Below are 12,541 nucleotides of genomic sequence, written 5' to 3' on the forward strand. Positions count from 1 at the left end.
GCGACAATGAGAAAGTCATTCGCCCACCCTTTGTGGCGCTCTAGGCCTACGGCAAACCACTCAACATAAACACGGCTATAATGCGCACCAAATCGAGGGTAAGATTCAAGGTTTATCAAGTTTCGGAACATTCTCAATTTCAATGTAGCTATGTTCCTATAAAACAATGCGTTATGTGTGGTTATGTTGGTTAAGTGGCTGATTCGTATAAGCGAATGTTCGTAGCCGTTTAAATCCCGACTTTGATTAATGGCTTAATTCTTCGGGATTTATTGGTAGTACGGCGCGAACGCTTCGGAATATTCGTTGAATAAAATTCGTTGTACTCGTCAGCCTCTCAACCTGTGCGCACTTTTTCATGAGGTGTAAGTCACAGTTTGATATTTGATTGAACAAAAACAAACGTATAGCTGGGACATAATTACAATGAAATTGACTTCTTTTCATGAAGTGCTTGCGCTTCATTTTCAATATGACTTACAAGCCTGTGCAGACTTTCTGCACGTTAACGTCAAAACTATCCGCCGTTGGCTATCTGGTGAAAGCGCCATAAACCCCGCCGCAGAAAAACTGTTGTACATCGTTGCGCGCGGTTATCTGCCACCTGACATTCGCTTTCATGACTATCGCATAGACGTAACGAAAACCGCGATAATTACCCCTATGGGTCGTGAAATTGGCATCATCGAGCTTGACCATTTAGCGTTGATGAAAGATGAATATCACGCCTTAGTTGACCGTCATGGACGGATACTCAATCCACCACTGGTTGAAGCTAAAGTGCGCCCCAACCCATTTCGTGGCAATCGCCGCAGTAAGGCTGTGCACTGGATTCCTAGTCGCGATACTTCTTTGAATCGACCACAGTTTAAGTGCGAATAGTCAATCAAAAAACAAACAAAACCCGCAGTGTTTGCGGGTTTTGTTTTTAGGGTGCAACAAGGCAACTCACTGTATCTATTTAGCTTTCACACTCTATCTCTATTACTTTTTTAAAGTATGCACTATTATGTATATAGTAAGCTAGCTTGAGTGAGAATATGGATATACAAAAGACATCTAGAGAGCTCTTATCGAAAGCTCGGTTGCTTCCAAGGCACACATTCGCGATTGTCCGTAGTGACGTCAGTCAAATCGTAAAGCAGCTAGACGCGTTGGAACAGTACATACAAACGAATGAAAGTTCACAGTTTGATAATGACTCTGTTCGACTCTGTTTATCGGAACTCCGCTACATACTCAGTGAGTGTCGTTACCATCAGTTTTGCACCATCATCATTTACTTTATTGTGATAGTTTCTCTTGGTGGATTTTTGATTTTTCTTTAATTTCTTTAATTTCTTTAAAAGTATTTTCCTTGGGTTTGTGCCGTTATTTAGATTTTAACTAACGTTTTTTCGTTGTTTTTGAGCGTTTTGACTTCGGCTCACTTTCTTTGCTGTTCTCTTGCCCTTGTATAGTCACCACGCCTTGCGTTGACAATGGTTTGCTCAATTTCATTCCAGATTTCGTCATCAGGTAGCCCTCGTTTTCTCAGTCTAATCGCTGTCACTAACAGCAATCCAATATCACTCAAACGCTCATCAAGCGTTTGTTGGCGCTTGCCTTGCTGATATAGCAAAGCAATCACCAAAATCATGTATGGCGGTATATTGCCAATAACAGGAAGTACCGCGTTAATCCACTCCATCGCGCACCCTTACGTTACGCACCACTTCAGATGCGTAACGTAAATCGCGAACAATTCTCTGCACATCTTCTACGTCTTTGTCGTCATCACGAAGAATTGATGTAGCCGAGGCAATCGAACCAAGCGCACCCAAAATTGCAGTTACGCTGCCGCCTGTTGTCACCGCATCAACCAGTAATGCAACGGATACCGCCGCAGTGATAAAACCTTCCCAAGTGGACACCTGTTTTAGTCGTTTAATCATAGCAAGTTCACTCCTGCCGCAGCTTCATTGCGGCTGTAGTTGTGCCCAGACTCCATGATTGACATTGCATGCACAAGGTCAGTCAAAATAGTCTTATTGGACAAATCCAAGCGGTCAGAAATGGTTACGCCCATGCGCTTTGCTACAAAGTCAGCGTATCCGCTAGTGTGGTTTTCAATAGGTGGAGCCCATCGGTGAATAAGCTCATTAACAGAGCTCAAACCATAAAACTTTTGATAGTTTTGGAGTAGCTTAGCGGCAGCACGAAAACCCCATTTCGAGTGTTCAAAAATCGCAAAGCGACCATCCGTGCCCGTTTGACCTTGCCAGTTGTTGGCACTGTTGTACTCAACGTTTAGCGGGTTGTTGTTACGAACGCCGCGCGTCTGGTCTGAGCCTGTGCCAGCCCCTTGGCCGACAGTTGTTTTTGCCTTGTTTTTCATCATGAAATACACCAAAGATATAAGAGTTAGAACAATAAGAAATCGAATTAGCATGCCAAGCACCTATGATTCTTCGATTGTGGCGGAAGCAGTAGCAATAGAGGTTATTAGTCGGTAGTACACTTTTATTGCGTATTTATAATCACCATTACCAACATGCTTTGATTGCTTTAATGAGCGACAAATTACGGAGTTATCAGGAACGCGACTCATCGCCTCCTCAAGTGCTTCGGCTGGTAAGCCGTAGTAAGACGAAAAGCCTGTTGATTGAACCTCACCTAACTTCATAAGCCCTTCAAGGTCACTTTTGTCTGCTTTGTCTTTGAGCTTGTCGTCAATCTCGGTCTTGTTGTAGTAATCATCGAGAAGCGCGTTGATTTCCTCTTCTGTTAGGTAGCTTCTCAAGATTTCGTAAATTTCGGTTTTGGTGAAGTAGTCAGTTAAATCAACATCACCGCCCGTTTCTTTACTTGCTGGCGGCGGAAATACTTGCAAGCGTCCTTTGTTTAATTCCATCGTTATGATTCCCCTTTGAGCTTGGTAGTTGGCGAGGACTCATTGACCACTAAGAACTGAACTTTATCGCCCTCAGTGCCAGACGCACCAACGCGCATCGCATCAAACCAGCCAACAATTCGCTCCCCTGGATACACAGGAAAAGCCCCAAATAAAAAAATCGGGTCTTTGTTTTCCAATGGAGCACAAGCAATCCATCCACTGCCGCTAGGCTGTGTTGTCATATCAAGAACGCCCGTATCCCACCAATTTGAACCAAAGGTGATAACATCACTTGCTTGTACTGTTTGACTTAAGTAACGCAAAGGTACGACAAACATACGACTTGAGCTGTCAATGGTCAGCTTTGCATCATTCGCAAACTCAACAGGCGGCAATTCGCTCACCTTAATTGATGCGTCCGAATCAATCTCAATAGGTGGCATCTCGCCAATATTGACCGTGGTGTTATTGGCAAGCTCGATAGGTGTATTAATCACATCAATCGTGACAGGTTCTTTGATTTCGTTAACATCCACCGCGCCTGTTACGTCGAGCTCGTCGTTTTGACGACCAATAGGAATGTCAGCTAGCTGGTAATGGATAACTACTTCTACATCATGCGGATTGATAAGTGCTACGCTCGAAAAGTCACTAATTTCTAGTGTATCGTTGCGCTTAACCTCAACGCGAACCACTCCGCCTTTACTTCTCTCAAGCTCTAGTAGCACCGTGTTGCTGGCATCTCGCACCAAGAAGTAAGGCGCAGTATTATTGCCAACTATATAGCGCTCCTCGCTCGCAATTGTCGCCTCAACAATGCGTTGACTAACAGGAATCATCTAACGTCCTCCTTTTAGTGCAATAACAATAATCATAAGGAAGAACAACGCAAATACAGTAATGAGCAACTTATTGTTTTGCTGTGCCAAATCAGACGCACCACCCGTTGCGTTGCTGGCATTAACAGCGTTTGCGAACTGCATGGACTGCCCCGCAATGCTTGATGATTGGTTCATTGCTTCGGTTAGTGAATCAAGCGCAGACTCACCAAAACCAAGCGCTTCATTTACTGTGTTTTCACTAAAATCAAAAGCCTCACTCATTGACGACTCGCCAAAGTTGAATGCTTCGCTTACTGTGCCCGAACTAAACTTCAAAGCGTTTTCGAGCATATCGCCACTTTCTGACACGGCGTTATTGGCGACATTTGCCGCGCCAGCTATTGCGCCGTGGTCGGTCAAAACAACACTACTATCCTGAATACCTGATAAGATAATCCCATCATTATCGCCAGACACCCCAACCTGTGAGCTGTTGTTTTGACTGTTGTCAGTGGTCGAGTTGGAACTTGAACTTTTACCGCCCACAATTCACTCCCAAAATATAATAATCTTCACGGTCTAGCCCTCGTTGCTCGACGGTTAATCCGTGACGTTCCAGTAGGCGCTTTAATGCAATACGCCTAGTGTGAAAGCGTATTGATTGAATCCCCTTTACTTGCAAAGCTGCACTGTTAAGAAAGAGCGAAGTTTCCACCGCATCACCAGTTAGGCCAACCACAACAAGCTCGCCATCTTCTAGGCGAAGCAAAAGCGCGGTATCGTTGAACAGATAACAGCGCGCATCACCGGACTGTATTTCTGCTACTGGGTCGTAATCCACAAGTGCAAGCTGTAACTGCGCTTTCACTTGCTCATACTCAACGGGCACTAGCTTATTTCTTTGCATACAGGTAAAGCGCCGCGATAATAATTAGCGCAATAGCAAGCGCCACCATTGGGTTGACCGTATTGCTAGGCGAGCCCATATTGAGCGAGCCGACGTTCATCCCTGTACTAAAACTGCCGTCCGCACTAGATGGTCCAGCCGTCCCACCCGAAATGCTTGCACCTTGTCCCATGCCTAAACTCGGAATCATTTAGCCACCTTAAATACAACAAAAAGTATTAATAAAATGAGTGCAATGTAAGTGACCTTTTTGGTTGCGGAATAGGTCGCAAAACCTACCCCGCCAACCGCCGCGCCACCTATCAACCAAGGAATTAGCGCAACTGGCATCACTTACCCCCACGAATGAACAACATAACCAGCACAAGCAACACCAACACAGCGAGCCCGATATACATCGGATTCATACTTTGCGCTTGCGGGTTAGCTGTTGGTGCGATGTTGTTAGAGTCATTCGCACCACTGCCTTGCGTTGAGATGTTGCTTTGACCTGAGAAGTCATTACCTTCGATTGCACTGACGGCGCTGTCGGTCATTGCATCCCACAAATCGCTTGTTGTGTCAGTTAATCCATTCCAAGCGCCCTCGACGCTATCGGTTATTGAATCCCACCAACTCATAAAAGCCCCCTGTTACTTGCTGTTTTGCGCTACCGCTTGAACAAGTAAGTCTTGACGCTCAATGTCTAGGTACTCGATAAACGATTCGATTGAGTTCACCACCTTGCTTGTGTGCAAGCTAAATAAAAGCTCTTGCTGGCGCTCGGTTGGGAATAGCTCATTGCGGATGTAGCCACGCATTAAGAAATCAAGATGGAAAAAGCCATCTTGCCAAACGCGACCGTTACGAGCTGCGCGGTAACGCTCAAGCACTGTGTCAGTCGCATACGACTCATCACCATCGCGCTTAATTTCCAGCTCGGTGATTGCATCCGTTTTAAAGTGAATGCGGCGGATGTTTCGCCCCATCACAGACGGAATGGAACTGAACTGGTTTTCCCCTGCGGCTGGCGCTGGGATGGTATGCTTTTCAATGCGAGGTAAGAAAATACGCACAGCTTGAGGTGTGTTGGCTACTGGGTGAACTGACAAGGTCGGTGTTGCTGGGTCGCCCGTACCTTTTGCGGCGATATCGACTTCTAAAATCAATTCTTCACCCGCCATTGTCACCAGTGACGTTTGCTGCTGTCCGTCTTTGAGCTTCATAGACAGATCAGCAAATGGAATGATTATGATGTTTTCACCATCAGGCACTAGACCAGAGTAATCGAGCACATTTTTGTATGCGTCGATAGTATTGAATAGCGTTGCTGGCGCGTCATAGAAGTCTTTACCATTGAGGCGGCACTTAATATTTAGGCTCTCAGGCTTCAAGTTAGTGCGAAGCATAAAGAAGTCGTATGTTTCACCCGTTGGTACTTTTACCACTGCGCGCCCGTTGTAACCGACACCAGTAAACGCTTGGATTTTTTTAGGACGAACGCCCAAATATTTTTTAAGCATTAGAACCACCCACTATCGCCATTGATTTGTTTTTTCAGTGATTCCAATGCGCCAACATTGTTAATCACTGCCAACATGAACAGCACAATAACTGCCGTCCAAAGCATTGACTTGTGTTTCTCTTTCATTGTTTCCCCTGCCTTAGTTAGTGGAGTTTGTTGATATAAACAACACCAGAAAAGCAAAGGTTTAGCGGGTTTAAAAGTGGTCGTAACCTATAGGTTAAAGCGTTAACCCATAGGTTAGAATGTGAAGTTCATCGGTAGTTGAGCGCGACTTTTGCGCCCGTTGCGCAGTTGAAAGCGCCCTTTTGGATGTTGCCAATACCCTCGCGAGCGAGAAGATACTCAGCAATAGGTTTGCCTATTTTTTCCTTGTTTACCTTTGCGCTAACCAGTGCGCAGACTTCATCAAAGGCAACGCCGCGCCTATCTTCCAGCCACTTAGCGTCGGTTGTTGAGTTGACCGCACCGATAAACCAGATTGGTGATTGTTTCGTTACGGTCTTAGGTACTTCAGCTGCACTTTGAAAGACTGTATGAACCACAATGCCAAATTGTCGCCCGCCGCGAAGCAGCTCACCTGCTTTGCCGTCCAGCTTGGCGGTTGTTTCAGTACAGCTCGCCAATTCTTCAATGACGCAGTGCAGTTTTTGCGCCTTACCGTTGCCAACCGACCACGCAGCAGAGCAGAAAAACTCAAGCTCATCGGACGTTGCGCCCTTGTTGGGAACATACGCCAGTTTAAAAGACTCACCTCGACGGCGAGCTATTACCAACGCCTTGAGAAACACCGCTCGCGAGCTAGTTGAATGGCACATTTGACCGCGAAACTTATCGCCCGCATAGTTTCTATATGGGTCAAAAAACACAGTTTGCGCGGATTTCGGCACTAATCCGATGTGCTTGACCGCAGAGGTTTTACCGCCGCCAGTGCCCGCGATATAAACCGTGTGCTCAGCATCGTGTGACGGGTTGGAGTTAATCGGATTGGGAAGGTTGTACGTCTTCTTTTTTCTCATCTTCTTTCCCTTTACTCTCAAGTTTAAGTGCCTCAACATGACGCTTTGAAGTGTACGCAAGGCTAATCACGGCAATAATCAAAGTGACTTCCTCAATGTAGTTTCCAAAAATCGCCAAAATGGTATCGCCATGCTTTGTAAATACAGGTTGTGCCGCCTCAATTACGGCTTGTTTGCCTTTTTCGTCAAAGGCAAAGTCAACGTTACTAATCGCACTGGTTGCTTGTTCAGTAAGGACAAAGGCTACACTTAGCATTCCCGCGACCGCTTCGCTTTTATCAGGCGCGGCGGGCTCATCGTTTGCCGCACTCAAATCCGAATCCACAACGGCTGTTGATTCCTCTCGCTCTAACTCATCAATAACGCTTGAGAAGTCACCCCATTCTTGCACTTCAAGTTGCTCAGACACTGGTTTTCTCCTCTTGTTGTGGAGGTAATAATTTGCTCACCGACCACAAGGCAAAAGCTAACAGCGCAAGCGCTATTGAAATGCGCTTGAGTGTTTGATTGCTCTGTGTTTTAAGCGCTGGTTTAACGCTTTGCTCGGTTACAATATCACCGTTTAAAGCCTCGTCATTACTGGCTTGCGCTTTAACGTCGATAACTGTTGTTGGGTTATCTTGTTTAACGCTCTCCAATGCATTAAACAGTTCATCTTTGTTGTTGCTTTTAAAGGGTTCAAGCGTTGGTTCAGGCTGTTCGGTGTGCATGTTTTGATTAATAAACTCATCACAACTTTTGCTGATGGATGAATTTCCGCACTTGGGGCACTTGTAATACTTGAGCCCGATATTGCGCGAATTTTTAGGTGTGTTTCCCGTAGCTATCAATTCACCTTCACCAACCTGATGAACGGTTGCAACTTCGGGGCATTGCGGGCACTGAATATACCCCCTTACTGGGTTGGGATGTTTCATGAAGCACCCCCTTGCTCAAGCTGGCTCTTTTCGAGGTTAATGCGCGAGCGCAGCTTGTCACGCGCAACACTATTTAACATATCAAGCTGCTTGATGTGCTCGAACAGCTTGGGGGAAATACCAAGCCCTTCCAGCGTTAAGTTACCCGTCATAATCAATTTTGCCGCCTTACCAAGCAGCTCGCTCGAATCAACGCTCTCAAACTGCTCTAACTCACTCTTTACCGCATCATTGAGCTTGTCTGCCGCATCGAGTGCAAGCAAGTCGTTATCGCACTGTTTAATGGTCTTGTTCATCGGTATCTATTCCTTTTCTGGTTCAAAATGGTTGCGGCATAAGCCGCAACCGAGTTGCTTTACTCGCGACCTGTGTCGCCGTGATTGCCGTAATTGTCTACACGGTCATAGTATTGAGTGCCCGCTGTACCCGCGCAGCCCACTACCAATGCAGCCAACAAAGCAGTGATTAAAAGTTTCATAATGTTTTCCTTAGCAAGTAATTAATTGATTGCCGCTCAATCTCACCGATTGGTATCGGTCAATTTGAACCTTTGCCCCTCGCATGAGTGGAGCGACCAGACATTGAACCCCCTTTAGACTCCACCCCGTTACGTTCATAAGAGCACTTTCAAGTGGTGTAACTGGCTTAATTTCTAGCTGGTTACACTTATTTTCAGTGCTCCAAGTGGCGGCGCTCCGCGCCTTTTTCCACGCTGTAACATCGGACTTCGCAACTAAAGAGAATTGTTCGCTGCACGTATGAATGATTGTTCCTAACCAATCGATGCCAATAACGCGCTTTATTTCTTCGCCGTAGCTGTTAAAGCTACGCTCATAAGCAAGTCGAGCCTCACCGATGTGCTGACAAAATCCCTTCCATCGGGATTTGTCTGCATGCTCGCGAAGCTCGGCAAGATGCTCATCAAAAGCCACATCTCGCGCGGTTGCTCGGCGCAGTTGTCGCCAGATACCGACAGGTGGTGAACCAGATTGCGAAAACTGCTTAATACCCCAAGCGCTCGCCCATGCTCGAACTGACAGTGCGGCATCGTTTGCCGAAATTGTTAGCATCCCGATTTTTTCTGTGTCGGGCATGAAAGCGCCGTTAATGTTCTTAGATATGTACTTGATGATGTAGCCCGTTGCTGTTCCCTTTGCTGGGTCGCATGGCTTAGCTAGAAAGCGCGCTTTTTTAGCGTCTTCGCTTTTGAGTTCGTCACCATCCTCGTTGCGAGCAATAGATTCACATATCGCAACCAGTTGTGACATTTGACTAGGATGACAATATAAGAACATGTGCGCGTGCGGCGCGCCGTCTTCATGAGGTTCGGCAACACGTAAGCCAAACCAGTTAATCTCGCTTTTTGCCAGCATTGCACGTGCAAGCTGCCACTTTTTCATAAGAATCTGATGTGCTTCTTTGTAGGTACACCCGCACCATTTGTGCGAATTTCGATGATATTTAGATGGAAGCGTCCAAGTTAGAAATACACCGTCAAAGCCCATATCAATCGCTTTTTCTTCATCACCGCGCGAACGCACTACCAGTTCAATTCGACGGTTTTCAGGATTCGCCGTGGTGCGCTTGGCCACTTCTTTTAAGTTGTATTCCTGCATAGATTCATGACTGATGAGCATCATGTTTTTCATGAAGTCATCCGCTTCGCGCATCTTTTGCTTGAAGATAGATAGCGTATAGCGAGAAACGTAACAGTGTTGGTGCTTTCTATCTCCCACATTACCAAGCGTAACTTGTGCGTGTTCGATATAACGCTGCCTTAAACGCTTGAATTTACGTGCCAAGTATTTCGCATCAATACAGCGTCGGATTGCGACCTCAAGAATGCGCTCAGCATCTTCAAAGGACAGTTTTTCACCGTCACCCGCTTTACTTACATCTACAAAAGGCGGCTCAATGAAGTAACTCACCATAAGCTGACTAATGCGCTCATAAACGTAAGTTAGTGACGATAAATATCCCGTATAGCTATCATCATCTATGGGTGTGTCTTGGATGACCTCTTGAAAGGTCACAGTTAGCTTGATGCAAAGTTCTTTTATGCGCTCGTCACTCATCAAAATCTCATGCGTGAGCTGAGATTTACTTGCGCTATCTGCAAAGGGGAATCGCTCAACAAAGTGACCGACAAGCTTGTTTGCTTTGGATACAACATCATGAGCAAAGGAAACGATATTTCTATCGTTTGCCCCTGCACGGCGCTTGCGAACTCCCACTTTGAAGTCGATATCTTTGCGAACAATGGTGGGTAAGTGTGCCGTCATATTAGAAATATACTGCGCAGTTGATGGGCTAAAGCGAGGCTGTTTAAATCGCTTGTACTCACTCATAGAAACGGCAATTCCTGTTCAACTAAAACAAAGACTTCTCCGCAAGCTGGGCAAGCAAGCTTTAAATCATCGCTTACAAACTCCTCGTAAAGAACGAGACACACACTCGCTCCCTGACAATGTTCACTATTGCACTCGACCTCGACACCTTGAAAGTCGTAGATATTCGATTCATTAAAATCACTCACTTTCATTCTATTGAGGTCTTCAAAGGTTTTTTGGCACATATTCACACCTCCCTTAGTGAGCGATTAAATCTAGCCATACAAAGCCGAAAGCCTCGGCGGTATTCCGCTTGCCCCTTTGCGGTAAAGCGGTAATCAGAGCACCCGTTTGAGCGGCGCTTATACCCGCTTGGAAAGTGCTTTGCCTTGATAGACTCAAGAATGGACAGCCCTTTTTCTGTTGCCATAACGCATTCCTTAGTAGTTTTTAAAACAACTTCTTTTCCCGCAGCACTTGAAGAAGCTAAGTCTCGACTCAAGCGTCCCATGCCTCATGCAAGACGCTCGACTCTTGCGTGACGTTACAACCACACGCGCTAAAATGGGCATCCTGTCCATAGTTGAGTCGCGCAGAGGATACTTTTGAAACACCTCATAAAATGCGAGGTAACGGTTTGCTCCGGTCTGTGCGCGCTCTATTCGATAGACTTCTCGAAATGCTTGTTTTACTGGATTACTCATATTCAAGCCTCCATCGTTAAAAGCATTGGTTTTGGCATAACGCCGTCAGCACCTAGATTTGCAGCATGAGTCAAAATCTCTCCCGCCATTTCACCCTCACCCAGCTCTGCTGCCATTTGCGCCAGCCAATCGAGTTTGTAGGTCATAGATTCACGGTGCTTTTCGAGCATGAAGAAGCGAGTTGTGTCTGGTGCTTGGTTTTCGTGTAGTGCGGATAAATCGAACTGATACTTTTGAATCAGTCCGTTATAGATGTTTTGAATTGCCAACGTGTGTCGCATTTTTAAGCCTCCCAAGGTAAGAAGAATCACCCGCCCAAAGGCGGGCTCATCTTTGCTGGGAACTATAAAAGCCGTTGTAAGCGTTGTGTCGTAACGCAATGATGTAAATGAAATTTGCTCCCCAGCAACGTAAAAAATGCTAAGTAAAAAAAACAATCCGGTAAACCGCTTACCGGATTGCACAATACACACCTGAATGAATAGAATTGTTAATGCTGGGGAGCTTAAAAATGAGTGAATTGAATTACAGTAATATGGTGCTAGACCGCTTCAAATCTATGCACAATTTGACAAGTGAATATCAATTAGCTAAAAAACTAGGCGTAAGCGAATCACAGCTTCGCCACTGGCGAAAAGGTCGTTCTCAAATGGATTGGGATATGGCGTTTTACATGGCGGACAAATTGTCCATCGAAGGACATTTTGTCCTTGCTGCTCTCCTACCTCACAAGATAAAAAATGCTCGATTTAACAAGGAGTTAAAACGAGCATTAGACATTCCTGAAGATTTAACTCATCACATATAATGCGCACCAAGGATGTAAACCCAAAGCGATAATGTCCTAATATTTCCAAGTGAATCTGTCCTATGTTTGCTTGGAGGTATTTAGGATGTTAGTTACGATGAACGACCATGAGTTGCAACGTTTCTCCATTATCCAAGATGTATTAAACAATAAGTTAAAGCGCCGAGATGCCACATCCATTCTTGGAATAAGCTATCGACACTTGTCTCGCATACTTAAAGCTTTTAAGGAACTTGGCGTTGAATCCCTAGCTCATGGCAACCGCGGTAAACCTTCGAGTAATCGCATCAGCGATGACACCAAGCTCCACGTACTCAAACTTATCTCAGAATACTATCTAGATTTTGGCCCAACGCTCGTACATGAAAAGCTTACAGAGGTTCACGGATTTAATATCTCCTTAGAAACGCTTCGCCAATGGATGATCTCTGATGCTCTTTGGGTTCCACATTCCAAGAGAAAACCTCGAATTTACCAACCCCGTTACCGACGTGACTGTTTAGGCGAACTCATTCAAATTGATGGCTCTCACCATGATTGGTTTGAAGGACGCGCTGACAAATGTTGCTTACTGGTCTTCATTGATGATGCGACTGGCCGCCTGATGAACTTAAGGTTCAGCGAAACCGAATCGGCCTTTGATTACATGCTAACAA

The 12,541-nt window shown here is 45.5% G+C and carries 22 protein-coding genes; 3 read left to right on the forward strand and 19 right to left on the reverse strand.

The window, feature by feature from the left end:
• Nucleotides 1-426 precede the first annotated feature (426 nt).
• Nucleotides 427-882, forward strand: coding sequence for a hypothetical protein (locus VJL_RS26330; RefSeq protein ID WP_038882307.1), 456 nt, complete (start codon nt 427-429; stop codon nt 880-882).
• Between the two features lie 544 nt (nt 883-1,426).
• On the opposite strand, the gene VJL_RS26335 is transcribed toward VJL_RS26330, so the two are convergent.
• The 19 genes from VJL_RS26335 to VJL_RS26425 form a co-directional block, all read right to left on the reverse strand.
• Nucleotides 1,427-1,690, reverse strand: coding sequence for a hypothetical protein (locus VJL_RS26335; protein ID WP_038882309.1), 264 nt, complete (start codon nt 1,688-1,690; stop codon nt 1,427-1,429).
• A complete protein-coding gene (locus VJL_RS26340; RefSeq protein WP_038882311.1) occupies nt 1,677-1,934 on the reverse strand; it encodes a hypothetical protein in 258 nt (85 codons plus the stop codon). Before VJL_RS26340 ends, VJL_RS26335 begins: the two co-directional genes overlap by 14 nt.
• Nucleotides 1,931-2,380: a structural protein gene (locus VJL_RS26345; protein ID WP_227741175.1), complete on the reverse strand. Its 450-nt coding sequence runs from the start codon at nt 2,378-2,380 to the stop codon at nt 1,931-1,933. The genes VJL_RS26340 and VJL_RS26345 overlap by 4 nt, the downstream gene beginning before the upstream one ends.
• A gap of 60 nt (nt 2,381-2,440) precedes the next feature.
• A complete protein-coding gene (locus VJL_RS26350; RefSeq protein ID WP_038882314.1) occupies nt 2,441-2,893 on the reverse strand; it encodes a hypothetical protein in 453 nt (150 codons plus the stop codon).
• A gap of 2 nt (nt 2,894-2,895) precedes the next feature.
• Nucleotides 2,896-3,714 carry a hypothetical protein gene (locus VJL_RS26355; RefSeq protein ID WP_038882316.1) on the reverse strand — a complete coding sequence of 273 codons (819 nt, stop codon included), beginning with the start codon at nt 3,712-3,714 and terminating at the stop codon, nt 2,896-2,898.
• The gene (locus VJL_RS26360; protein ID WP_038882317.1) at nt 3,715-4,242 is read right to left on the reverse strand and encodes a hypothetical protein; all 528 of its coding nucleotides are present in this window, start codon (nt 4,240-4,242) and stop codon (nt 3,715-3,717) included.
• The gene (locus VJL_RS26365) at nt 4,232-4,603 is read right to left on the reverse strand and encodes a hypothetical protein (protein WP_146074496.1); all 372 of its coding nucleotides are present in this window, start codon (nt 4,601-4,603) and stop codon (nt 4,232-4,234) included. The genes VJL_RS26360 and VJL_RS26365 overlap by 11 nt, the downstream gene beginning before the upstream one ends.
• Nucleotides 4,590-4,793 (reverse strand): hypothetical protein, encoded by a 204-nt coding sequence (locus tag VJL_RS26370; protein WP_038882319.1) that lies wholly within the window; start codon nt 4,791-4,793, stop codon nt 4,590-4,592. The genes VJL_RS26365 and VJL_RS26370 overlap by 14 nt, the downstream gene beginning before the upstream one ends.
• 139 nt (nt 4,794-4,932) lie before the next feature.
• Nucleotides 4,933-5,223 carry a hypothetical protein gene (locus VJL_RS26375; RefSeq protein ID WP_038882320.1) on the reverse strand — a complete coding sequence of 97 codons (291 nt, stop codon included), beginning with the start codon at nt 5,221-5,223 and terminating at the stop codon, nt 4,933-4,935.
• A gap of 12 nt (nt 5,224-5,235) precedes the next feature.
• Nucleotides 5,236-6,105 (reverse strand): major capsid protein P2, encoded by an 870-nt coding sequence (locus VJL_RS26380; protein WP_038882321.1) that lies wholly within the window; start codon nt 6,103-6,105, stop codon nt 5,236-5,238.
• Nucleotides 6,105-6,233: a hypothetical protein gene (locus VJL_RS30265; RefSeq protein ID WP_038882323.1), complete on the reverse strand. Its 129-nt coding sequence runs from the start codon at nt 6,231-6,233 to the stop codon at nt 6,105-6,107. The genes VJL_RS26380 and VJL_RS30265 overlap by 1 nt, the downstream gene beginning before the upstream one ends.
• A 128-nt stretch (nt 6,234-6,361) precedes the next feature.
• Nucleotides 6,362-7,126, reverse strand: a complete 765-nt coding sequence (locus VJL_RS26390) for a hypothetical protein (RefSeq protein ID WP_038882324.1) — start codon at nt 7,124-7,126, stop codon at nt 6,362-6,364.
• Entirely contained in the window at nt 7,086-7,535 is a 450-nt protein-coding gene (locus tag VJL_RS26395) for a hypothetical protein (protein WP_038882325.1), read from the reverse strand. Before VJL_RS26395 ends, VJL_RS26390 begins: the two co-directional genes overlap by 41 nt.
• Nucleotides 7,528-8,043 (reverse strand): hypothetical protein, encoded by a 516-nt coding sequence (locus VJL_RS29340; RefSeq protein ID WP_152436698.1) that lies wholly within the window; start codon nt 8,041-8,043, stop codon nt 7,528-7,530. The genes VJL_RS26395 and VJL_RS29340 overlap by 8 nt, the downstream gene beginning before the upstream one ends.
• Nucleotides 8,040-8,339 carry a hypothetical protein gene (locus VJL_RS26405; protein ID WP_038882327.1) on the reverse strand — a complete coding sequence of 100 codons (300 nt, stop codon included), beginning with the start codon at nt 8,337-8,339 and terminating at the stop codon, nt 8,040-8,042. The genes VJL_RS29340 and VJL_RS26405 overlap by 4 nt, the downstream gene beginning before the upstream one ends.
• A gap of 59 nt (nt 8,340-8,398) precedes the next feature.
• Nucleotides 8,399-8,521: a hypothetical protein gene (locus VJL_RS30270; RefSeq protein WP_258071313.1), complete on the reverse strand. Its 123-nt coding sequence runs from the start codon at nt 8,519-8,521 to the stop codon at nt 8,399-8,401.
• Between the two features lie 10 nt (nt 8,522-8,531).
• Nucleotides 8,532-10,391 (reverse strand): replication endonuclease, encoded by a 1,860-nt coding sequence (locus tag VJL_RS26410; protein WP_038882328.1) that lies wholly within the window; start codon nt 10,389-10,391, stop codon nt 8,532-8,534.
• Nucleotides 10,388-10,618: a hypothetical protein gene (locus tag VJL_RS26415; protein ID WP_038882329.1), complete on the reverse strand. Its 231-nt coding sequence runs from the start codon at nt 10,616-10,618 to the stop codon at nt 10,388-10,390. The genes VJL_RS26410 and VJL_RS26415 overlap by 4 nt, the downstream gene beginning before the upstream one ends.
• Before the next feature lie 461 nt (nt 10,619-11,079).
• Nucleotides 11,080-11,358 (reverse strand): hypothetical protein, encoded by a 279-nt coding sequence (locus VJL_RS26425; protein WP_038882331.1) that lies wholly within the window; start codon nt 11,356-11,358, stop codon nt 11,080-11,082.
• Between the two features lie 230 nt (nt 11,359-11,588).
• On the opposite strand from VJL_RS26425, the gene VJL_RS26430 reads away from it, so the two are divergent.
• Nucleotides 11,589-11,885, forward strand: coding sequence for a helix-turn-helix domain-containing protein (locus VJL_RS26430; protein ID WP_038882334.1), 297 nt, complete (start codon nt 11,589-11,591; stop codon nt 11,883-11,885).
• A gap of 97 nt (nt 11,886-11,982) precedes the next feature.
• A partial coding sequence (locus VJL_RS26435; protein ID WP_227741176.1) for a helix-turn-helix domain-containing protein occupies nt 11,983-12,541 on the forward strand: 559 nt, incomplete at its 3' end.

Source organism: Vibrio jasicida CAIM 1864 = LMG 25398 (genome assembly GCF_000400365.1).
GTDB lineage: Bacteria > Pseudomonadota > Gammaproteobacteria > Enterobacterales > Vibrionaceae > Vibrio > Vibrio jasicida.